Annotated in this window: 18 protein-coding genes; 11 read left to right on the forward strand and 7 right to left on the reverse strand. The window is 72.2% G+C overall.

The window, feature by feature from the left end:
• Positions 1-135 precede the first annotated feature (135 nt).
• Positions 136-936, reverse strand: a complete 801-nt coding sequence (locus ACIOC1_RS19985; protein WP_355336876.1) for a DUF4253 domain-containing protein — start codon at positions 934-936, stop codon at positions 136-138.
• Between the two features lie 184 nt (positions 937-1120).
• Between ACIOC1_RS19985 and ACIOC1_RS19990 the strand changes: the two genes are divergently transcribed.
• Positions 1121-1741 (forward strand): RNA polymerase sigma factor, encoded by a 621-nt coding sequence (locus ACIOC1_RS19990; protein WP_317452472.1) that lies wholly within the window; start codon positions 1121-1123, stop codon positions 1739-1741.
• 272 nt (positions 1742-2013) lie between these two features.
• Here the strand turns inward: ACIOC1_RS19990 and ACIOC1_RS19995 are convergent, their stop codons facing one another.
• Positions 2014-2937: a L,D-transpeptidase family protein gene (locus ACIOC1_RS19995; protein ID WP_391163317.1), complete on the reverse strand. Its 924-nt coding sequence runs from the start codon at positions 2935-2937 to the stop codon at positions 2014-2016.
• A 188-nt stretch (positions 2938-3125) separates the two neighbouring features.
• On the opposite strand from ACIOC1_RS19995, the gene ACIOC1_RS20000 reads away from it, so the two are divergent.
• Positions 3126-4706 carry a methylmalonyl-CoA mutase family protein gene (locus tag ACIOC1_RS20000; protein ID WP_355336879.1) on the forward strand — a complete coding sequence of 527 codons (1581 nt, stop codon included), beginning with the start codon at positions 3126-3128 and terminating at the stop codon, positions 4704-4706.
• 48 nt (positions 4707-4754) lie between these two features.
• Here the strand turns inward: ACIOC1_RS20000 and ACIOC1_RS20005 are convergent, their stop codons facing one another.
• The 3 genes from ACIOC1_RS20005 to ACIOC1_RS20015 form a co-directional block, all read right to left on the reverse strand.
• A complete protein-coding gene (locus ACIOC1_RS20005) occupies positions 4755-4919 on the reverse strand; it encodes an SCO1431 family membrane protein (protein WP_355336880.1) in 165 nt (54 codons plus the stop codon).
• 115 nt (positions 4920-5034) lie between these two features.
• Complete coding sequence (locus ACIOC1_RS20010; protein ID WP_355336881.1) at positions 5035-6402, reverse strand: alpha-2,8-polysialyltransferase family protein; 1368 nt, start codon at positions 6400-6402, stop codon at positions 5035-5037.
• Positions 6402-7520, reverse strand: coding sequence for a glycosyltransferase (locus ACIOC1_RS20015; protein WP_391050505.1), 1119 nt, complete (start codon positions 7518-7520; stop codon positions 6402-6404). The genes ACIOC1_RS20010 and ACIOC1_RS20015 overlap by 1 nt, the downstream gene beginning before the upstream one ends.
• 223 nt (positions 7521-7743) lie before the next feature.
• Here ACIOC1_RS20015 and ACIOC1_RS20020 point away from each other — a divergent pair, with 223 nt between their 5' ends.
• From ACIOC1_RS20020 to ACIOC1_RS20035, 4 genes are all read left to right on the forward strand, one after another.
• Positions 7744-9042 (forward strand): DUF6716 putative glycosyltransferase, encoded by a 1299-nt coding sequence (locus ACIOC1_RS20020; RefSeq protein ID WP_355336883.1) that lies wholly within the window; start codon positions 7744-7746, stop codon positions 9040-9042.
• Positions 9043-9187: 145 nt separating this feature from the next.
• A complete protein-coding gene (locus tag ACIOC1_RS20025) occupies positions 9188-10498 on the forward strand; it encodes a cytidylyltransferase domain-containing protein (protein WP_391163315.1) in 1311 nt (436 codons plus the stop codon).
• Between the two features lie 88 nt (positions 10499-10586).
• A complete protein-coding gene (locus ACIOC1_RS20030) occupies positions 10587-11528 on the forward strand; it encodes an N-acetylneuraminate synthase family protein (protein ID WP_355336885.1) in 942 nt (313 codons plus the stop codon).
• Positions 11529-11630: 102 nt separating this feature from the next.
• Complete coding sequence (locus ACIOC1_RS20035; RefSeq protein ID WP_391163314.1) at positions 11631-12782, forward strand: hypothetical protein; 1152 nt, start codon at positions 11631-11633, stop codon at positions 12780-12782.
• A gap of 99 nt (positions 12783-12881) precedes the next feature.
• On the opposite strand, the gene ACIOC1_RS20040 is transcribed toward ACIOC1_RS20035, so the two are convergent.
• Entirely contained in the window at positions 12882-13337 is a 456-nt protein-coding gene (locus ACIOC1_RS20040) for a helix-turn-helix domain-containing protein (protein WP_355336887.1), read from the reverse strand.
• A 194-nt stretch (positions 13338-13531) separates the two neighbouring features.
• Between ACIOC1_RS20040 and ACIOC1_RS20045 the strand changes: the two genes are divergently transcribed.
• From ACIOC1_RS20045 to ACIOC1_RS20055, 3 genes are all read left to right on the forward strand, one after another.
• Positions 13532-14689: an MFS transporter gene (locus tag ACIOC1_RS20045; RefSeq protein WP_401855800.1), complete on the forward strand. Its 1158-nt coding sequence runs from the start codon at positions 13532-13534 to the stop codon at positions 14687-14689.
• A gap of 287 nt (positions 14690-14976) precedes the next feature.
• Positions 14977-16437, forward strand: coding sequence for a glycosyltransferase (locus ACIOC1_RS20050; protein ID WP_391163313.1), 1461 nt, complete (start codon positions 14977-14979; stop codon positions 16435-16437).
• Positions 16438-16685: 248 nt separating this feature from the next.
• The gene (locus tag ACIOC1_RS20055) at positions 16686-17237 is read left to right on the forward strand and encodes a hypothetical protein (protein WP_401855701.1); all 552 of its coding nucleotides are present in this window, start codon (positions 16686-16688) and stop codon (positions 17235-17237) included.
• A gap of 3 nt (positions 17238-17240) precedes the next feature.
• Here ACIOC1_RS20055 and cutA read toward each other — a convergent pair whose 3' ends face one another.
• Positions 17241-17573: a divalent-cation tolerance protein CutA gene (gene cutA, locus ACIOC1_RS20060; protein WP_401855704.1), complete on the reverse strand. Its 333-nt coding sequence runs from the start codon at positions 17571-17573 to the stop codon at positions 17241-17243.
• 326 nt (positions 17574-17899) lie between these two features.
• Between cutA and ACIOC1_RS20065 the strand changes: the two genes are divergently transcribed.
• Positions 17900-19183 (forward strand): amidohydrolase, encoded by a 1284-nt coding sequence (locus tag ACIOC1_RS20065; RefSeq protein ID WP_401855707.1) that lies wholly within the window; start codon positions 17900-17902, stop codon positions 19181-19183.
• A gap of 153 nt (positions 19184-19336) precedes the next feature.
• Positions 19337-20365 (forward strand): BMP family ABC transporter substrate-binding protein, encoded by a 1029-nt coding sequence (locus tag ACIOC1_RS20070; RefSeq protein WP_355336891.1) that lies wholly within the window; start codon positions 19337-19339, stop codon positions 20363-20365.
• Positions 20366-20466: the final 101 nt, after the last annotated feature.

The following is a 20466-nucleotide window of genomic DNA, read 5'->3' on the forward strand; positions in this document are numbered from 1 at the left end:
TGTCCGACGGGACCTTGAACTTCACTCGTACGTGAGGCGGCGCGCCCGCCGTTGACGCGCCCCCCGTTGACACGACCTCCGTTGACGTGAGCCCCGTTGACGCGCCCCCGTCGGCCCGCCCCGGCCCGGCGCCGCTCAGTCCCACCAGAACGACCACAGCCGCTCCCCGCGCAGCGCCTCGGCGTAGTCGGGGAACGGAAACGTCCCGTCGTTCAGATTCGACGCCCCGGTCAGCACGTGTTCGAGCGCGACGTGCCCGGCGTGCGCGGAGGCCAGCGGCGGCGAGGCCACCGACACGAAGACCGACGAGCCCTCGAAGCCGATCACCCGCGCCCCGAACCGGTCCTCCCACGTACGCAGCAGCGCCGACAGCTCCAGCGCGGGCGCCTCGGTCTCCCAGCCCGCCAGCGCCGGGATGTCGGCGCTGCGTTCGGCGCGGACCAGCGCGATGTGCGCGATGAAACGGGTCGTGAAGTAGTGCAGCATCTGCCCGACGGCCGCGCGCGCCACCGCGTCGGGCGAAGGGCCGGGATGCGGCGGCGAGGCGGCGGCGAGCCCGGGAAAGGCGGTGAAGGGCGGCCCCGGGTCGGCCGCCAGCAGCGCCGCCGCGTCGTCCGGCCACACCTCGTCGATCGCCGGGTGCGGCGGAAGCAGCGACCGCGCCTCCTGGTACGTCCCCCACGACTCGCGCAGCGACGCCTCCGCGTCCACCGCGTCGATCTCGGCCGCGCGGTGCCCGAAGCCGTTCGCGCACGGCCACGCCATCAGCACCGGCCGCCAGCCGGTCTCCTCCTGCTGCGCCTGGTAGCGGGCCCACAACCGGCCCGGTGCGACCACGGGTTCGTCGCTCAGCCACAGTCCCGGCGCGGAGCCGGGGACCAGCCGTCCCGGCGGCAGTCCGCCCGGGAGCCCGTCGAGGAGGCGGTCCAATGACATCGGAGGACTCCTCAACGACCGTTCATGAGGGGACTGCGTGGGGAAGTTGACGACGGCCGGGGGCCGCCTCCCCCCACAGGAGCGTCCCCGGCCGCCGTCTTGTACGGCGTATCCCCGTTCAAAAGTGTCACCGCTCCCATGGTTCAAAAGTGTCAGCGCTCCCACATGAGGCAGGATGGGGCGAGTGTTCGAGGGGGTGGGGCCAGAGGTGGACCTGGAGACCGCGGTAGCCGGGGCGCAGCGCGGGGACGAAGCCGCGTTCCGCGTCGTGTACCGCGCTGTGCAACCGCAGTTGCTGCAATACGTCCGCAGCCTGGTCGGACCGGTGGACGCCGAGGACGTCGCCTCCGAGACCTGGTTGCAGATCGCCCGCGACCTCCCCAACTTCCGCGGCGCGGGCGACTCGGTGCGCGGCTGGGCGGCGCGCATAGCCCGCAACCGCGCGCTCGACCACATCCGTGCCCGCGCCCGGCGGCCCGTCTCCGGCGCGGGGGTCGACGAACTCGTCCAGCTCCCCGACCGGGCCGACACCGCGGGCGAGGCGCTGGACGCCGTCGCCACCGACCGCGCCCTGGCCGCGATAGCCGCCCTGCCGCGCGAGCAGGCCGAGGCCGTCCTGCTCCGCGTCGTCATGGGCCTGGACTCCACCAGCGCCGCCCGCGTCCTCGGCAAGCGCGCCGGGTCCGTCCGGATGGCCACCCACCGCGGCCTGCGCCGCCTGGCCGAACTCCTCGAACACGACGACGACCCGCGCGCCGACGCCGACCACGTCGGTGTGACCTTCTCGACCTCCAAGGCCCTGTGACGCGACCCGCGGGGCCCGGTACGGCGCCGCGCGGGGCGCTTCCGGGACCCGCGGCCCCGGCCGCCGACCCCTCCGACGAATCATGGGACGGCCGGGGCGGGTGCGGCCAGGTGACACTTCCGCGTGCCGGTGCGCTGTAGGAAGTGGACCGACTGGTCATCGGTCCTGCGGACCCCGGTTCTCCCCGTATCGGGGTCCGTGCAAAGGGCGCGGCCGGGCGCATTCCCCCTGCCCGGCCGCGCCCGTCACCACACGGATCGACGCTGCCCGCGTCACCAGTAGACGACGACCTTGTCACCCACCTTGACCTGGTCGAACAGCGCGGAGACCGCCGCCTTGTCCCGTACGTTCACACAGCCGTGCGAGGCGCCCGCGTAGCCGCGGGCCGCGAAGTCCGAGGAGTAGTGCACGGCCTGGCCGCCGCTGAAGAACATCGCGTACGGCATCGCCGTGTTGTAGAGCGTCGAGACGTGGTCGCGGCTCTTGAAGGTGACGTGGAAGAGCCCCTCGCGCGTCGGGGTGTACTGCGACCCGAAGCGGACGTCCATGGTGGCCCTGACCTTGCCGTCGACCACCCACGACAGCGTGCGAGTGGTCTTGCTCACACACATGGCGCGGCCGGTCATGCAGCGCGGGTCGAGCTTGCCCGCGGGCTTGGGCGGCGCGACCGGGTACAGCTCCTTGTGGGTCGGGGCGTGGGTCAGCGAGCGCAGCTTCGTCCAGGTGTCCTGGGTGACGCGGCCGGTGATGGCCAGGCCGTGCCGCTCCTGGAAGTCGCTCACCGAGTGCTGGGTGACGGTGCCGTAGTAGCCGGTGGGGGACTGGCTGAAGAGGTGGAGCTGAGCGAGCCTGGCCTGGAGTTCGCGGACCTTGGCGCTGGTCGAGCCGGTGGCGATCACGGCTGGCACGACGGGCGGCGCGGTCGTGGCCGGAGCCGTCGGCGAGGCCGGTGCGGTCGTGGTGGGCGCGGCCGACGTCGTCGGGGGCGCGGTGGTGGCCGGCGGCTCCGACGACGGCTGCGCGGTCGTCGCGGTCGGCGACGGCGCGGCCGAGGTGGCCGGCGGCCTGTCCTTGCCCGAGGCCCCGGTGTCCTGCGGTCCGCAGGCCGCCAGCACGGCCGTCGAGAGCGCCGCCGTCACGACCGCCGCGGCCACCGCCAGCGGCGATCTGCTGCCCGTCCCCGTCATCGTCCTCATCCCCTGCGTCCCCCCGCTCGTACTTCCTGTTCTTCCCTAGACATCGATTCCCGGCCGTGCGGTTGCGCGAACCGCGGGGAAGACTGTGAGGAAGGTCCCAGGCCGCCGCGGTGCACCGCACGCAGGGCCGCCGCTACAGTCCGTTACGCCAGCCACACAGCCATTCAGCAGCACACGGAGGCGTGAAGATGACACGCGAGTCGGAGTCGGGACTGCCGATCGAGCCCGTTTACGGGCCGGGTGTGTTGGAGGGCTGGGATCCCGCGGCCGAGCTGGGGGAGCCGGGCGCGTTCCCGTTCACCCGCGGTGTGTACCCGTCGATGTACACCGGCCGTCCCTGGACGATGCGGCAGTACGCGGGCTTCGGCACGGCGGCGGAGTCCAACACCCGCTACAAGGGCCTGATCGCCAACGGCACGATGGGCCTGTCGGTCGCCTTCGACCTGCCCACCCAGATGGGCCACGACTCCGACGCGGTGATCGCGCACGGTGAGGTCGGCAAGGTCGGCGTGGCGATCGACTCGGTCGAGGACATGAAGGTCCTCTTCGACGGCATCCCGCTGGACCGCGTGTCGACGTCGATGACGATCAACGCGCCCGCCGCGCTCCTGCTGCTGATGTACCAGCTCGTCGCCGAGGAACAGGGCATCGAGGCGTCCGCGCTGACCGGCACGGTGCAGAACGACGTGCTGAAGGAGTACATCGCGCGGGGCACGTACATCTTCCCGCCCAAGCCGTCCCTGCGGCTGATCGCGGACATCTTCGGATACTGCCGGACCGAGATCCCGAAGTGGAACACCATCTCGATCTCCGGCTATCACATGGCGGAGGCCGGTGCCTCGCCCGCGCAGGAGATCGCGTTCACCCTCGCCGACGGCATCGAGTACGTGCGCACCGCCGTCGCCGCCGGGATGGACGTGGACGATTTCGCGCCCCGCCTGTCGTTCTTCTTCGTCGCCCGCACCACGATCCTGGAAGAGGTCGCGAAATTCCGGGCCGCGCGGCGCATCTGGGCGCGGGTGATGCGCGAGGAGTTCGGGGCGAAGAACCCGAAGTCGCTGATGCTGCGCTTCCACACCCAGACCGCCGGTGTGCAGCTCACCGCGCAGCAGCCCGAGGTCAATCTCGTACGGGTGGCCGTCCAGGGCCTGGCGGCGGTGCTGGGCGGCACGCAGTCGCTGCACACCAACTCCTTCGACGAGGCCATCGCGCTGCCCACCGACAAGTCCGCCCGGCTCGCGCTGCGCACCCAGCAGGTGCTGGCGTACGAGACGGACGTGACCGCGACCGTCGACCCCTTCGCCGGGTCGTACGTGGTGGAGAAGCTGACCGACGACGTCGAGGCCGCCGCGCTGGCGCTGATGGCGAAGGTCGAGGACCTCGGCGGCGCGGTCGCGGCGATCGAGAACGGCTTCCAGAAGTCGGAGATCGAGCGCAGCGCGTACCGGATCGCGCTCCAGACGGACTCCGGCGAGCGCGTGGTGGTCGGCGTGAACCGCTACCAGCTCGACGAGGAGGAGCCGTACGAGCCGCTGCGCGTCGACCCGGCCATCGAGGCCCAGCAGGCCGCCCGGCTGGCGGCCCTGCGCGCGGGCCGCGACCAGGACGCCGTGGACGCGGCGCTGGCGGCCCTGCAGAAGGCCGCGCAGGGCACCGACAACGTCCTCTACCCGATGAAGGAGGCGCTGCGGGCCCGCGCCACCGTCGGGGAGGTCTGCAACGCGCTGCGGGAGATCTGGGGCACGTACGTCCCCACGGACGCCTTCTGATCCGCGCCCGGGCCCGCCGACACCGTCACGCGGGCCCCGGGAGCGCCGTCAGAGCAGGTGGATCTGCGTGATCAGCATCGCCACCAGCACGGTGAGCGTCCAGCCCAGCACCTGCTCCATGAGGTGCTTGCGGTCCTTGGGCCCGCCGGTGCCGGTGCCGGGCTCGGTGTGCGGGCGGGGTGCGGCGAAGTCGCTCACGGTGTCGGTCCTCATCGTGTGGGTGTACGGCCCCTCAGGCCGGTGCGGCCCCCGGAAGTCCTCCACGATGCGCCGTCCGACGCCGCCGGTAAAGGGGCGAATGCCCCACCGGCGGCGATCGTGAGGGATGTCACCCCATGGTGGCCTTCTTCAGGGCGCGCGCCCTGCGGGCCACCCTGCGGACCGTCCGATTGCGCGGCACGAACGCCAGCCGGGCCGGTACCGCGCCCGGCAGCCCGAGCGAGGTCAGCCGCCGCCGCTTGAAGTACGGCCAGGTCGCCGCGCTCAGATGACCCGTCAGATACGCCTCCGCCCCGGCCCGCAGCTTCGGGTACGCCTTCGGCTGCATGCAGAAGCCCACCGCGTGCAGCAGCGGCGTCAGCTCCGCCGCCACCCGCTCGGGCGACGGCGACGACCAGGACCGTACGGCCGAGGCGTCCGCCAGGTCCGGCAGCAGCGCGTGCACGATCGTCACGGGCACCCGGTTGCTGTTCTGGTACGGCGACAGGCGCTCCAGCAGCAGCTTGGTGCCGGTACGGGCCACCGGGATGCCGTACAGCGCCGACGCGGTCAGCAGCGCGGTGGAGAAGCAGCCGACGACCAGCGCGGGGCGGGCCCGCTGGTAGACCACCTCGGCCAGTACCGGCGTGTTGAGCACCGTCAGCCTCGCGCCCAGCCGCTCGGCCTCGGCGCGCAGCGGCTCCGTCCAGTGCGCGGGCGCCGTGGGGTGCGGCTTGAAGACGATCGCGCGGTGCCCGAGGGCGGCGGCGCCGCGCACCATCGACAGGTGCAGCTCCTCCTCCTCGGCCACGGAGAGGATGCCGAGCGCCGACAGGTACTGGCCCAGCAGCAGCGCCGCGCCCTCCGGCACGTCCGCCAGATGCTCCTCGGCGAGGTCGGCGGAGCCCTCCGCGACCTCGGAGAGCACCTTGGTGAAGCCCTCGGTCGGCACCACCTGCGGCTCCACGCCGTGCTCGGAGAGCAGCAGCGGACGCAGCCCCGGCACCAGGTCCAGGTGGTAGAGCCGGTCGATCCGGGTGTCGACCAGCAGCCCCAGCTTGTTGCGGGTCGGGCCGTACGACATCAGGCCGTCCGCGTACACGCTGATCGGGGCGCCGGTGAAGACCTGCACGAAGGAGAGCGCGGGCGCGACCTGGAGGGATTCGACGATCAGCTCCACCGCGTCGTCGCCCAGGCTCCACAGCATCCGCAGATGCCGTTCCCACAGCGGCACGTCGTCCGGGCGCGGGACCCAGCCGCCCGGGTGCAGCGGGGTGATCGTCTCGTTCCACGACACGATGCGGTCGAAGCGGTCGCGCAGCACCTCGAAGCCGGGTGCCTGGTCGAGCCCCGGATTGGTCTCGGGCACCGACGCGTTGTTGCTGACCACCAGGATGCGGCGGTCGGCGGGCGGGAACGACCCGGAGTCCAGGCCGGCGGCCAGCGTGGCGGCGCCGTACAGCGTGGAGGCCATGAAGAGCTGAGTGGTACGTGCCATCACGCGACCGCCGATCCGTTGTCCGTGGCGTCCGGATCGTCGTCGGCCTCGGGCTTCGCGGCGCCCGCCCCCGCTCCGGCGGCCGGGGAGGCGGAGGCCGCGGTGCGCCGTGCGGCGGGCGACAGCTCCGGGTAAGGATCGGCGTCCAGGCCGTCGGTCCTTACCGGCACCCGCCAGCGCAGGCGGCGGATCTTCACACTGCGCTCCAGGTCCATCGAGTCCAGCGCGTCGGTGAGCACGTCGTGCGGCAGCCGGTTCAGCGCGGCGGCGCTGATCGCCTTGAGCTTGCGGGCCAGCACGGGCTCGAAGCGGTCGATGTTGTCGAGGTGGTGGGCGATGATCGCGCAGTAGGTGCGGACCGCCTTGGGCAGGAACAGCTCCGCGTCCCGGTCCGCGGTGATCTCCGCGATGACCTGGTCGAAGGAGCGGACGAAGTCGAGCTGCCGGATGTCACCGATCTGGGTGAGCGAACTGGCCACGCCGCGCCGGTAGTAGACGCCCAGCAGGCCCAGCACCGCGCAGGACTTCGCCTCGCGGTGCAGCCGCCAGATCCACGGCCGGTCCTCGGCGGTGCGCAGGTGCTCGGGGAAGTGCAGCAGCCCCTCGTCCACGATCCGCCGGTGGTAGGCGCCCGCCCAGGAGTACGGGTAGTCGACCAGCGTCGGGCGGTCGGCGGGCAGGATCGTCGCGCGCGGGTCGAGCCGCTGACCGCGGCGGCCGTACGGCGCCCGGATGATGTTGCGGGTGCTGCCGGTGCACTGCACATGGTCGGTACGGATGAAGTCGACGTCCAACTCCTCCATCGCCCGCACCAGTTGCGGCAGATAGCCCGGGGCCATCCAGTCGTCGCCGTCGAGGAACGTCAGATACGTCCCCCTGGCCGCGTCGATGCCCGCGTTGCGCAGGCTCGCCACCCCGGTGTGGTCACGCCGGATGATCCGTGCGCCGGGCAGCGAGCCGACCCCTTGCTCCAGAAGCTCCGGAGTCCGGTCGGTCGACCCGTCGTCCATCAGCAGGAACTCGAAATCCGAGCGTGCATTGGCACGGAGACTGCGCAGCGCGTCGGGCACGAATTGCTGCACATTGAAAAAGGGCACGATAACGGTGAGCTTGACCACCCGCCGTACCTTAGGGCGTTTGCCTGTCCTTTTGCTTTGCGTCGAGCGTACATCTGGGTAAACGGCAGATGTCGGAGCGGTGAAGCAGGCCCCGCACGGGCTCTTCTGCCGGTCGGAGAACTCCTGGCCTATCCACGGCAGACGGCTAAGTGGCGGCTCTATGTTTACCTGCTGTTGGTCGCCAATTAGCACGATGAACTCAACGGCTTCCTAAGGTCTTGCCGTGCCAAAACGTAAGCCCGGCCCATTGCGGGTCACTGTGATCGCCGACTCGGACACCCGGTGGAAGTGGGGTGCGCTGACCGCGCGCCGGATCGACCCCGAGGCCCGACTCGACGCGCGGCTGCTGCGCGGCCGGGCCACCCCCACGCCCCGCCAACTGGCGGAACTCGGTATTCCGGCCGACTCCATGGAGGAGGCGACCGCCGCCGAGATGCTGGCCGACATCGACGAGGAGAGCTGCGACGTGGTCGTCATCTCCTGCGTCGGCGGCACCGTCCAGGCGCTCCTGCACGGCTTCGCGCGCGCCTGGGAAGGCCGCCCGCAGCGACCGCTGGTCGTCACCGGATACGTCGGCGTCGTATACGAGAAGCTCGCCGACGGTCTGCTGCTGCGCGCCGGGGCCGATGTCGTCCTCGCCAACAGCGCCGACGACGCACGGCGGTTCAGGGACGTGTACGAAGGCGTCGGCTACCGCACCACGAGCATCGTCGAGACCGCGCTGCCGTTCCTCGGCGGCGAGCCGTACCGGCCCGACGACCAGCGGCCGTTCACCGTCACCTTCGCCGTGCAGCCGTCCGCGCCCGAGGGCCGGGCCGACCGGACGCACCTGCTGCGCCGCACTGTCGACCACGCGCGGCGGCACACCGAGCGCGAGGTGCTGGTCAAGCTGCGCAGCAAGCCCGGCGAGCACACCACGCACATCGAGGAACACCCGTACCAGAAGCTGGTCGCCGCCCTCGATCCGCCGGACAACCTCCAGTTGGTCTACGGCAACATGGCCGAGGTCCTGGACCGTACGGACCTGCTGGTCACGGTCAGTTCGACCGCCGCGCTCGAATCGCTGCACCGGGGCATCCCGACCGCGATCCTCACCGACCTCGGCATCCGCGAATCGCTCGGCAACCACCACTTCCTCGGCTCCGGCTGTTTCGCCTCCTGGGACGAACTGGACGACGGCCACGTGCCGCACGCCCACCCCGACTGGACCGCGGCCCACGGCGTCGCCGCCCTCGCGCCCTTCGCCGCCCTGCGCGCCCGCGTCCAGGCACTGCTCGCCGAACCCGAACTGCCGAGGATCACGCCGTACTACACGCTGCGCACCGCCCCCGGTTACCTCCCCGGTGTCCTCGCCCGCCACGGCCTCGACCCCAAGGGCGAACCCGTCGGCGGCCTCGCCCCGCGCGACCCCGGCCCCGTCCGCCGCGCGGTCCGCGACTTCGTCCGCAACTCCGCCCGCACCGCCTACCGCCAGGGCGTCCAGCGCGTCGCCCCCACCATCCGCCGCTGGGGCCAGCTGTGACGGCCCGCACGCGATTCCCGGCCGAGCGCGCGGTTCCCCGCGCCCCTGGAGCGGCCGTCCTCCGCATACGCGGCGAAAGCACAGAGCCCCTCGCGGGAGCGGGGCGCCGGGGCCGCCGGGCCCGAAAGACGACAGGAGTCACCCGATGAGCGACCGATCCACCACCCCGGCCGGAAGCGTCCTTGCCGTCATCCCCGCGCGCGGGGGGTCCAAGGGGGTGCCCGGCAAGAACCTGGCGCCGGTGGGCGGGGTGCCGCTGGTGGCGCGGGCGGTGGCGGCCTGCGTCGAGGCCGGGCGGGTGACCGCGGTCGTCGTCTCCACCGACGACCCCTCCATCGCCGAGGTCGCGCGCGCCGCGGGCGCCGAAGTCGTCCTGCGCCCGGCGGCGATCGCGGGCGACACCGCGACCAGCGAGGCCGCGGTGCTGCACGCGATGGACGCCCACGAGGCGATGAGCGGCGCGGCCACCGACGTCGTCCTGCTCGTCCAGTGCACCAGCCCGTTCATCACCGCGGAGGAGGTCGACGGCGTCGCCGCCGCGGTGCTGGACGGCGGCGCGGACACCGCCCACACCGTCGCCCCCTTCCACGGCTTCATATGGCGCGAGGCCGGGGACGCGGCGGCGGCCGACACGTCGCACGAGTCCGTGAACGGGACCGCGGAAGCCCCATCGGGCAGGACGGCCGACGTCACCGCGCCCGCCTCCGCCGTCACCGCGCCCGCCGCCGGGGGCGCCGTCGGCGTCAACCACGACAAGTCCACCCGGCCGCGCCGCCAGGACCGGCCGCAGGACCTGCTGGAGACCGGCACCGCGTACGCGATGCGCGCCGACGGCTTCCGCGCCGCGAACCACCGCTTCTTCGGCAGGACCGCGCTGGTGCGCACCGACCCGGCCCGCGTGCTGGAGATCGACGAACCCGCCGACCTCGAACGGGCCCGCGCCCTCGCCCCGCTGCTCGACCCGCGCACGACGACCCCCGGCTGGGGCGACGTCGACGCGGTCGTCCTCGACTTCGACGGCACCCAGACCGACGACCGGGTGCTGATCGACGCCGACGGGCACGAGTCGGTCACCGTGCACCGCGGTGACGGCCTCGGCGTCGCGGCCCTGCGCCGCGCCGGAATGCCCGTCCTCATCCTGTCCACCGAGACCAACCCGGTCGTCGCCGCACGGGCCCGCAAGCTCAAGGTCCCCGTGCTGCACGGCATCGACCGCAAGGACCTCGCCCTCAAGCAGTGGTGCGAGGAGAACGGCATCGCGCCCGAGCGGGTGCTCTACGCGGGCAACGACGTCAACGACCTGCCGTGCTTCGGCCTGGTCGGCTGGCCCGTCGCCGTCGCCGGTGCCCACGACGTGGTGCGCGCCTCGGCCCGCGCCATCACCACCGCCCAGGGCGGTCACGGCGCGATCAGAGAGATCGCCGCCTGGCTGCTGGGCCCCACTCTCGCCCGCTGACAAGCAGCCGCCGGCGACCGCCGACCCCGGCCGCGCCGGCGGCACACATCCATCCCCCCGACAGTCCCAACCCGTAAGGAACACCCTCGTGACCACATCCATCCCCGCAAACCTCCGCCGCGTCGGCTCCCGCCACATCGGCAACGGACAGCCCGTCTACGTCACCGGCGAGATCGGCATCAACCACAACGGCGACCTGGAGAACGCGTTCGCACTGATCGACGCGGCCGTCGCCGCGGGCTGCGACGCGGTCAAGTTCCAGAAGCGCACCCCGGAGATCTGCACCCCGCGCGACCAGTGGGAGATCGAGCGCGACACCCCCTGGGGCCGTATGACGTACATCGACTACCGGCACCGCGTCGAGTTCGACGAGGCCGGCTACCGGTCGATCGACGAGTACTGCCGCAAGCGCGGCATCGACTGGTTCGCCTCCCCGTGGGACGTCGAGTCCGTCGCCTTCCTGGAGAAGTTCGACGTGCCCGCCCACAAGGTGGCCTCCGCCTGCCTGACCGACGACGACCTGCTGCGCGCCCTGCGCGGCACCGGCCGCACCGTGATCCTGTCCACCGGCATGTCCACGCCGAAGCAGATCCGGCACGCGGTCGAGGTGCTCGGCAGCGACAACATCGTGCTGTGCCACGCCACGTCGACGTACCCGGCCAAGCACGAAGAGCTGAACCTGCGGATGATCAACACCCTCCAGTCCGAGTACCCGAACGTGCCCGTCGGCTACTCCGGCCACGAGGTCGGCCTCCAGACCACGCTCGCCGCGGTCGCGCTCGGCGCCGTCTTCGTCGAGCGGCACATCACCCTCGACCGCGCCATGTGGGGCTCCGACCAGGCCGCCTCGGTCGAGTCGACCGGCCTGGAGCGCCTGGTGCGCGACATCCGGATCATCGAGACCTCCCTCGGCGACGGCGTCAAGAAGGTCTACGAGGGCGAGCTCGGCCCGATGAAGAAGCTGCGCCGCGTCGCGGGCGTCGTCGCCGAGTCCGAGGCCGCGGGCGTCGAGGCACCCGCCGCCGTCTGACCCCGGAAGGGCGGCGGGGATCACTGACCAGGACCGGCGGGACCGCGGGACCTTCGGGTCTCCCGGTCCCGCGCACAACCGCAGAGGAAAAGGGGAACGGCCATGACCGGTAAGCCCGCAGTCGCGGCCGGGCAGGTGCCCGCACCGGGTATCGGCGCCGTCGCGCTCGTCGAGTCACCCGTCCAGCTCCTCAACGTCCTGGAGTGGGCGCACATCCATCCGCCCACCGTCCCCGCCGCCCGCACCACCGGTGAACCGGCGGTACCCGCCGAACCGGAACCGGTCGCGCGACCGCTCACCGTCGTCGTCCTGTCCCCGGTCGACCCCACCAGCCGCGGCCAACTGCGCCGCATGGCCGAACTCGCCCGCGACGAAGGCGCGGTGGTCCGCTGGTTCGAGGCCCGCGGCAGCCGCGGCGGCCTCCTGCGTACGGCGGTCTCGCTCGCGCCGCTGCTCTTCCGGGTCAGGCACCTCGTGATCGGCGACCCGTTCTCACGGCTCGTCCAGGTGCTGCTCCCGCTGTGCCGCGCCCGTGAGCTGACCGTCGTGGACGACGGCACCGCGACCATGGAGTTCACCGAAATCCTCTCCAGAGGCGGCCGGTTGGTGCGCTGGCACCGCTCGGGGCGGCGCCGTTCGCCCGTCGACGCGGCCTTCGGGATCTTCTCCTCCGCGGCCCGCCGCCGCCTGACGCCCGGCAAGCGGCGCCATGTCGAACTCTTCAGCGCGATGCCCGCGACGCCGCCTCCGGGGATGGCGCTGCGCACCAACCGCTTCGCCTGGACCCGCAGCCGCTTCGGGCCGCCGCGCACGCTGGCGGGCACCGACCTGATCGGCACCTCCCTCGTCGAGACCGGCGTCGTCGACCCCGAGCGGTACCTCGCCGTCGTCCGCTCGCTCGCCGAACGGCACGGCGCCAAGCGGTACTTCGCGCACCGCCGCGAGGCCGTCGACAAGCTCCACCGGCTCGCCGCCGAGACCGGCCTGGAGATCGTCCGGCCCGACCTCCCGCTCGAACTCGTCGCCCGCCGCGGCCCGATCGGCCGGACCGTCCTGTCCTTCCCCTCCACCGTCGTGCACACGCTGCCGCTCGCGCTCGGCGGTACGGGAGTCCGTATCGTCGTCATCGACATCGACCAGGAGTGGCTGACGGCCGCCGCCTCGCCGCGCGCCCACACCTTCCTGACCGGCATCAACCACTCGGCCCGTGACCTGCACGGCCTGAACGCGGCCGAGTCCCCGAGCCCGGCCTGAGTCCCGGGTCCCGCCTGAGTCCCGAGCCCGGCTTGAGCCCCAGGTCCCCGGGTCCCGCCTGAGGCCCAGGGCCCCGGGTCCGGCTCAAGTCCCGCCGCCTCAGGGGACCTTGGTGACTTTGGTGACGGCGGTGTCGTCGGCGTCGAGCCGCCGCCCGTCCGCGGCGTGGACCTCCAGCGTGCGCAGGGGACGTCCCTGGCGGAGGTCGGTCAGCTCCGAGTGCGGCTCGTCGGGGGCGAAGAGATTGCGCTCGCCCCACTGCCGCAGCGCGACGACGACGGGGAACAGGTCCTTGCCCTTCGGCGTCAGTACGTACTCGCGGTAGGCGCTGCCGTCCGAGGCGGGGACGGTGTCGAGCACCCCGGCGGCGACCAGCGAGCGCAGGCGCGCGGTGAGGATGTTCTTCGCGACGCCGAGACCGCGCTGGAACTCCCCGAAGCGGCGGCTGCCGTCGAAGGCGTCCCGCACGATCAGCAGGGACCACCAGTCCCCGATGGTGTCGACCGAGCGCGCGACGGGGCAGTCGCTGTCGTCGAAGCGGGTCCGCTCCACCATCTCGCCCTCCCTCTGTGACGTGTTCCATCCTGGTTGCATCATGCTACCGGATCGGCTTATGGTCCAACTGGTAGCAAGATGAAACCAGCGAGGGAGGGCTTGGCGTGGGACGAGCGTGCGAGGTCGTGGGCGAGGCCGGTCCTGTCGATACGGCGCGGGTCGCGGGGCCCGGCGCGGCGAAACCCGGATTCACGCTGACCCGAGGCGTCACCCTGCTCTTCGCGGTCGCCTGCGGCACCTCCGTGGCCAACGTCTACTTCGCGCAGCCCCTCCTGGTCACCCTGGGCCGCGACTTCTCGATCGGTACGGCGACGGTCGGCGCGATCGTGACCCTGACCCAGGTCGGCTACGGCCTCGGCCTCTTCTTCCTCGTACCGCTCGGCGACCTGCTCGACCGCAGACGCCTCGTCGTGGCACAACTCCTGTTCCTGGCAGGGGCGTTGACGGCGGTCGGCACCGCGGGCGACGCGGCGCTCCTGCTCGTGGGGCTCGCCGCCGTGGGACTGCTCGCGGTCGTCACCCAGACGCTCGTCGCCTTCGCCGCGTCGCTGGCTCCGCCCGGCGAACGCGGGCGCGTCGTCGGCCTGGTGACCAGCGGCGTGGTCACCGGCATCCTGCTCGCCCGTACCGCCTCCGGCGTCCTGGCCGACCTCGCGGGCTGGCGCTCGGTCTACCTCACCTCCGCCGTCCTGACCTGCGTGCTCGCCCTGGCCCTGCACCGCCTGCTGCCGTCCCGTCCCGGCGCTCCGCGAACGTCCGGGGGATACGGGCGGCTGCTGCGCTCCACCGTCACGCTGTTCGCGCGGGAACGCCTGCTCCGGATACGAGCCCTGCTCGCGCTCCTGGTCTTCGCCGCCTTCAGCGTCCTGTGGAGCAGTGTCGCGCTGCCGCTCAGCGAGCCCCCGCTCTCCTTGTCCCACACCGCGATCGGCGCCTTCGGCCTGGCCGGGGCCGCCGGCGCCCTGGCCGCCACCGCGGCCGGCCGCCTCAACGACCGCGGCCTGTCCCAGCGCACCACCGGCATCGCCCTGACCCTGCTCACCGTCTCCTGGCTGCCCCTCGTCTTCACCCGCCAGTCCCTCTGGGCCCTCGCCGTCGGCGTCATCGTCCTCGACCTCGCCGTACAGGCCGTCCACGTCACCAACCAGACCCTGGTCCACGCCCTCCGCCCCGAAGCCGGCAGCCGCCTCATCGGCGGCTACATGGTCTTCTACTCCCTCGGCAGCGCCTCCGGCGCCTTCGCCGCCACCACCCTCTACGCCGCCGCGGGCTGGCTCGCCGTCTGCGCCCTCGGCGCCGCCCTGAGCCTGGCCGCCCTCCTCCTCTGGGCGGCCACCACTCCGCGACGTTAGGCCGATCTTTTTGGGGCGTTGGGGGCACCTCCCAGCGGTAGCCGGGGGAGGAACTGCGCGGGCGGCCGAGACGTGGCTGCACGTCACCCCCGGCCCCAGCGGGGCGATTCGGCTGTTGTCTGACCACCGGCCGGCGGGGCCAACCGGGCGGCGGTTCAGCCTCGTTCGCCTCACGTCAAGGCTGACGTAACCAAATGATCACCCCCGTGAGGTTGGCTTCGGGAATGACGGAGGGTTTAAGGGCCCCGGCCCACGTAGCGATCCTCGCCGGAGGCGACCCCGGTGGATTGGACGGCGACTCGCGTGCCCTGAGGGTGGCGGACGCGGCGCGGGCGGCGGGCTATCGGGTCACGCTGATCGGCAGGGCACCGGCGACGGTGACGCCGAAGGGCGTGGACGTACGGAAGGTCGCCGTGCGCGGCGTACTCGGCGCGCACCGGGTGCGGCGGCCGAGACCCGGGCTGCGCTGGCCGCTGGCGTACCGGAGCGCGGCGGCGTACGACCACCGCACGGCACTGGTGACGGCCGAGCGCGCGGTGCTCGTCACCCGCACCGCCGAACTGGACGTCGTGCACCGGGCGTTGCCGCTGCTCGCGGCGGCCCGCACGGGCCACGCGCTGGCGTGGCTGCGGCACGGACTGCGGGCCGGATGGACACGGCTGCGCGCGGCGCAGTACCTGGCGGCGGTCCGCCGCCGCAAAAGCCCGACGGCCCGGCTGGACAACTTCGTCACCGAGACGCTGCGACTGCTGCTCGGCCGCCGCGCGTGGCGCCGCCTCGACCCCGGCCTGCTGGACGAGGAGGTCGCGTACGGCCCGGTGCTGGACGCCGTCCGCCCGCATCTGATCCACGCGCTCGGCCACCGGGCGCTCGGCGTCGCCACCCGCGCGGCGCTGCGGGCCGAAGGGGCGGGGCACCGTATCGAGGTCGTGTGGGACGCGCCGCCGCGCACCCCGGCCGCCTCCCGCCGCGCGGCCGTGGCGGGCGAGGCGTACGAACGGACCTTCGCGCCCGAGGCCGACGGCGTCGTCACCGTCGGCGAGGGCCTGGCAAGGGAGTTGCGCGCACGGCACCGGCTGGCGGCCACGCCCGCCGTGGTCCGCAACGCGCCGCCGCTGGCCGCCGCCTCCGTCGCCGCGCACCCCGCGGGCATCAGGGCGCGCTGCCATCTGGCGCCCGACATCCCGCTGTTGGTGCACACAGGACCCGTCACCCCGGACCGCGGCCCGGCCACCGTCGTGGAGGCGCTGCCCAAGCTGTACGACCTGCACGCCGCCTTCGTCGTGCCCGACCCCGGCCACCCGCACCTGCGCGAGCTGCGCGAGCGCGCCGCCCAACTCGGCGTCCACGGACGGCTGCACGTCCTCCCGTACGTCCCCGTCGCCGAGATCCCGCGCTTCCTCGCCTCCGCCGACATCGGCGTCCTGCCCGTCCACCAACTCCCGCACCACCAAACGGTGCTGGCCACCCGCTACTTCGAATACGCCCACGCCCGGCTGCCCGTGGTCGTCAGCGACGTCCGCGCCATGGCCGCCGCCACCCTCGAACTCGGCAACGGCGAGGTCTTCCGCGCCCGCGACACCGCCGACTTCGTCCGCGCGGTCGGCGCCGTCCTCACCAACCCGCGCCGCTACCGCAAGGCATACGACCGCACCGACATCCTCCGCCAATGGTCCTGGCAGACCGAGTCCGCCCCCCTCCTCGACCTCTACACCCGCCTCCTGGGCCCCCGCCCCTCCGACACCTGAGCCCCCTGAGCCCCCGCCCGGTCCGCCAGCAACAGCGCGAGCGGCCCCGCGGGCAACAGAAACCGACCGTCCCCGGCGGCGCGCAAAGCCTCTCCCATGGACCACCACCCGAGCGCGAAGTCCGCTTCGCTTTCCGCGAGTTCCTGCGGACCACAACTCAGGCCGCGCGCTTCGTAGAGATACACGCGGGCGGGCGTGGCGACGGTGAACGCGAACGACCCCAGCGATCGCCACACCGCCTACAGACCGTGGCCGGCGACCGGAAAGCCGGAGTGGAGATCGCCGCGCGTTCCTGCCGAACCCTCACACCCGACGCCCCCGCCGGGGTGCGAGCCCTGCTCCACGAGCGGTTGGCGTGGGCCTGCGCCGTCGCGGGACTCGCCACGGAAGCGGAGAAGGCGCTCAGCCACGCCGAGGAAGCACTGGCCGACCTCGGCGCCGCGCCCCAACCCGACTGGGTGGCATGGGTCGACAGCAACGAACTCCAGATCATGTCCGGCCGCTGCTGGAGCGAACTGCGCCGTCCGCTGCGCGCCGTGCCCGTGCTGGAGGCAGCACTGGCCGGGTACGACGACAGCCACGCCCGCGACAAAGCGCTCTACCTGTCGTGGCTGGCCGCCTCCTACCTGACCGCCGGAGAGATCGAACAGGCCGCCAAGGTCACCGGCCGGGCGCTCGACCTCGCCAACGGGGTCGCATCCGTCCGTCCGAAGCAGCGCCTCGCACCGTTTGTGGAGCGGCTCGCGCGGCACCGTGATGTCGCCGCAGTGGCGGACGTGCTGGAGAAGGCAGCGGTCTGAGGGTTACGAAGCCGCTTCGGGCGTGGTGTTCGTCTCGATCCACCGGAAGGACGCCTCCGAACCGGCGACGACCGGCACCGCCGACACCTCGGGGTTGTCCCACGGATGGTGCCGCAACAGATGATCTTCGAGGGCCTGGTACCGCTCCGCCCGGGTGGTCAGCAGCAACCGCCACTCCTCCCCGGTACCGAACTTCCCCAGGTGCCAGAACACCGATGTCACCGGCCCGACGACCTGCGCCCCCGCGGCCAGACGCTCACGCACCGCGGACGCGGCCAACTCCACCGCCTGGTCACGAGTTTCCGTAGCAGTGCTCACCTGAAGGAAGTCGCCCATGTCGCGAGAGTAACCGCCGCGTTGGGCGCGCAGCCGGGCGCGGTGGGCGGCGGAGGTGCGGAGCACGGGGGCGTGGGGAGCGGAACACTCGGGCGGCACACGTTGCCGTAACACGAGGGTCGTAAGGTGAGGGGTCTCACCCGTGAGGCGGGGGTCGTCGGAGACGGTCGCGTTGCCTCGCGTGGGACGGCTCGTTGAGCCAGTATGGGTGTAAGAGACCTAAAAAGTTTTCTTACCCCCGAGGGTGACTGGGTATGCGCCGATCGGGCGACTTCTTCTCCTCCCGCAGGACAAAAACTTTCCCGATCACGTAAGAGGAGCCGGTGATGGGCCCTACGCTGACTGAGGTGAACGATTCACCTACACCGCCGTCCGACGGGCTGACCGCGGCTGTGCTGTCCGGTCTCGCCGAGACCGTCGTGGACGACGCACTGCGCGCCGAGCTGATCGCCTTCCGCCGTGACCTGCACAGGAACCCCGAATTGGGGCGGCAGGAGTTCCGGACGACCGAGCAGATCAGGGCCCGGCTGGAGCGCGCGGGGCTGAGCCCTCGGGTGCTGCCCGGCGGGACCGGACTGGTGTGCGACATCGGCGACACGGACGACAGCGGCAACGGCGGCGACAGCGGCGCGGCACGCCCCCAGCGCCCCCGCCTCGCCCTGCGCGCCGACCTGGACGCGCTGCCGGTGCCCGACACCAAGACCGTGGAGTACCGATCGACGGTCGAGGGCCGGGCGCACGCGTGCGGCCACGACGTGCACACCACGATCGTGCTCGGCGCCGGCCTGGTCCTCGCGGAGCTGGACAAGCGGGGCGCGCTCCCGCGCCCGGTGCGGCTGGTGTTCCAGGCGGCCGAGGAGATCATGCCCGGCGGCGCGCTGGACGCGATCAAGGCGAACGTGCTCGACGGCGTCGACCGTATCCTCGCGGTGCACTGCGACCCCAAGGTGGAGGTCGGCAGGATCGGGCTGCGCCAGGGGCCGATCACCTCGGCCGCCGACCGGCTGACCCTGACGCTGGAGGGCCCCGGCGGACACAGCGCCCGCCCGCATCTGACCACCGACCTGGTGATGGCCACCGCGAAGCTCGCCGCCGAACTGCCCGCCGTACTGGCCAGGCGCGTGGACCCCAGGTCCGGGCTGAGCATCGTGTGGGGCCGCATCCAGGCCGGGCACGCGGCCAACGTCATCCCGCAGTACGCGGAGCTGGAGGGCACCGTCCGCTGCCTGGACCTGACGGCCTGGCACGACGCACCCGACCTGGTGCACGAGGTGATCGACCAGATCACGGCGATGTACCGGGCGAAGTGCGAGATCACCTACCAGCGCGGTGTGCCGCCGGTGGTCAACGAGGCGGTTTCGGTGGAGCTGCTGCGGGACGCGATGACCGCGCGCTACGGCCTGCACGCGGTCGAGGACACCGAGCAGAGCCTGGGCGGCGAGGACTTCTCCTGGTATCTGGAGCGGGTGCCGGGCGCGCTGGCCCGGCTCGGCGTGCGGCCGGTCGGCGACACCGCCAAGCGCGATCTGCACCAGGGCGATTTCGACGTGGACGAGGGGGCGATCGCGGTCGGCGTGGAGCTTTTCACGGCGGCTGTCCTGCTGTCCTGACACCGGGTGAACCCCCCGCTACCGGTCCGTCACCTGGCTGAAATGCGTCGATCCGATAACGGGCCGTCATTCGGTCTTTACCTGACATCTACGCGCGTTAAGCTCCCGCTTAGCCAGCGCCGGACGGGGCGCTTCAGACTGAAGGGGACCCTCTTGCGCCGGGTATCCAAGATCATCGTCGCGGGTATGGTGTCCGCGACTCTGGGGCTCACTGCCACCGCGTGCGGCAGCAGCAGCTCCTCGGACAGCGGCAAGGACAAGGGCGTCGGTCTCGCCTTCGACGTCGGCGGCCGTGGCGACCACTCCTTCAACGACTCCGCGGCCCGCGGCATGGACAAGGCCGTCAAGGAGTTCAAGATCGGGTCGAAGGACCAGACCGCCAGCAACGGCGAGACGGAGTCCGACCGCGAGCAGCGCCTCGACCTCCTCGCGGGCGGCGGCTACAACCCCGTCGTGGCGGTCGGCTTCACCTACGGCGACTCGGTCACGAAGATCGCCAAGAAGTACCCCAAGGTGACCTTCGGCATCGTCGACTCGGTCGTGGACCTGCCCAACGTCGACTCCATGGTCTTCGCCACCGAGCAGAGCTCGTACCTCGCCGGTGTGGCCGCGGCCCTGAAGACCAAGACCAACAAGGTCGGCTTCATCGGCGGTGTGCACAACACCCTGATCGGCACCTTCGACGCGGGCTTCGCCCAGGGCGTCAAGGACACCAAGCCGTCGGTCCAGCTCACCCGCCAGTACCTGTACGAGACCGACACCAAGGGCTTCAACGACCCGACGTCGGCGCAGGGCAAGGCGCAGGGCATGCTCGACAGCGGCGTGGACGTGATCTACACCGCCGCCGGTCTGTCCGGTGACGGCGCGATCCAGGCGGTGGCGGGCAAGGCCGGCGCCTGGGCGATCGGCGTGGACTCCGACCAGTACGAGGACCCGGCCCTGGCCAAGTACAAGGACCACATCCTGACCTCGGCGGTCAAGAACGTCGACGTGGCCACGTACGACCTGATCAAGTCGGTGCACGAGGGCAAGGCCAAGACCGGCACCAACACGTACGACCTGGCCAACGACGGTGTGTCGCTGGCGACGTCCGGCGGTTTCATCGCCGACATCCAGTCGCAGCTCGACACGGCCAAGCAGAAGATCGTCTCGGGCGCGATCAAGGTGAGCTCGAAGCCGTGACGTAAGCCGGGGACCCGGTCACGGGTCCCCGCTGGACCGGCGGTACGACAACCGGTTCGCGAGGCTCGGCGGGGGGATGCTGCGGCGCCCCCCGCCGAGCC

The sequence above is a fragment of the Streptomyces sp. NPDC088197 genome, from assembly GCF_044741185.1.
Taxonomy (GTDB): domain Bacteria; phylum Actinomycetota; class Actinomycetes; order Streptomycetales; family Streptomycetaceae; genus Actinacidiphila.